3 protein-coding genes are annotated in these 1250 nt (G+C 38.7%); all 3 read left to right on the top strand.

Annotated elements, in window-relative coordinates; all coding sequences use genetic code 11:
• Positions 1-402: 402 nt before the first annotated feature.
• The 3 genes from PGP85_RS21240 to PGP85_RS21230 are packed head-to-tail and all read left to right on the top strand — an operon-like array spanning position 403 to position 1243.
• Positions 403-810 (top strand): YopX family protein, encoded by a 408-nt coding sequence (locus tag PGP85_RS21240; RefSeq protein ID WP_270329357.1) that lies wholly within the window; start codon positions 403-405, stop codon positions 808-810.
• Positions 807-980, top strand: coding sequence for a hypothetical protein (locus PGP85_RS21235; RefSeq protein ID WP_270329356.1), 174 nt, complete (start codon positions 807-809; stop codon positions 978-980). Before PGP85_RS21240 ends, PGP85_RS21235 begins: the two co-directional genes overlap by 4 nt.
• Positions 977-1243 (top strand): hypothetical protein, encoded by a 267-nt coding sequence (locus tag PGP85_RS21230; protein ID WP_270329355.1) that lies wholly within the window; start codon positions 977-979, stop codon positions 1241-1243. The genes PGP85_RS21235 and PGP85_RS21230 overlap by 4 nt, the downstream gene beginning before the upstream one ends.
• The last annotated feature ends 7 nt before the right edge of the window (positions 1244-1250 follow it).

The following is a 1250-nucleotide window of genomic DNA, read 5'->3' as shown; positions in this document are numbered from 1 at the left end:
ATTGCATAGGAAAAGACCGTTGGGCTGATTCCAACGGTCAATGAATTAGATTTAATTTAAAAGATAAAGCTAATTCGGAAAAAGAGCCTTCGTCTAGTTTCCGCTAGACTAAAGCATTCTATCATAAAAAAGACCATTGGTTAAATCCAACGGTCTGTGAGCTAGTTGAAATATGCTTCAGATTAATGAAATCAACAAGGAAGAACCTAGCTCGTTTAAATTATATCACAAAAAAGGACTACCGCGGTATGTAACGGCAGTCCATGAGCTAGGGAATGGGGAAGCTAATTAATCGGTAAGAAGCCTAGCTCGCGCACATATTTTGTCTTCTCAAAAGACAAATATATTTTAACAAGATAGCGTTTTCGAAATCAACCGCGAACGGTAGTAAGGAGGAAAATAATGATACCGAAGTTTAGAGCGTGGTGGATACAAGATGAAGTGATGACACACATTGACACATTGGAGTTCTTGCAAGGTGGCATCAGGGTATCTGACGGATGTTGGCATGAGAAATTTTTAGGCGATGAAGTCATCCTCATGCAATCAACAGGTCTAAAAGACAAGAACGGCGTTGAGATTTTTGAGGGAGATATAGTTGTCGGACAACAACATCTGACTACCGATTCGAGTACTCCTTTTGAAATAAAAGGCTTGGTTAGATATTCAAAAAGAAACACCATGTTTTATTTAGACGAAAAGAGCTTCGGACATGACAAATTTATGAACTCATTAGGTAGTTCGATTTATCAGTTCGAAGTTATCGGTAATGTTTTTGCTAATCCAGAGTTGTTGGAGGCGATAGAATGAAATTAAAAGAACTAATCGAGCAACATACGTTAAAAGTTGTTTTCTGTGGTCACTGCGAATGTGGAGAACGTAAGTATGATTTGATCACAGATCAGAATCTAGCTTATCCGCCAATTCATGAGTCAAGTATTAGGGAAGTAAAACCAGAGTTGTTGGAGGTGGAAGGATGAAAAATAAGATTTGGGGACCAGAAAAAGCTTTCACATATTTAGGTATGTTTGGAAGGGAATCATTTTCGGGAAAAAATCAAGCTAAGATCAGACGGCGAAGAATAGTAAAGCTAATTTTCAAAGAAAAAAGACCGCCTGAGGGTTTTAAAACGTATACTGTTCGACGCTCAAAACCTTATCACACTTGGGATGCCTCATTGATGCCAGAAGACAGTAAGCACTACTGGAAAGAAGTTGAGGAGTATGTCAAAGAGATCCGCTAACGTCGCC

This window comes from Enterococcus malodoratus (assembly GCF_027659535.1).
GTDB lineage: Bacteria > Bacillota > Bacilli > Lactobacillales > Enterococcaceae > Enterococcus_A > Enterococcus_A malodoratus.
The sequence above is the reverse complement of the archived record's forward strand: the minus strand, read 5'-3'. Positions and strand labels throughout refer to the sequence as shown.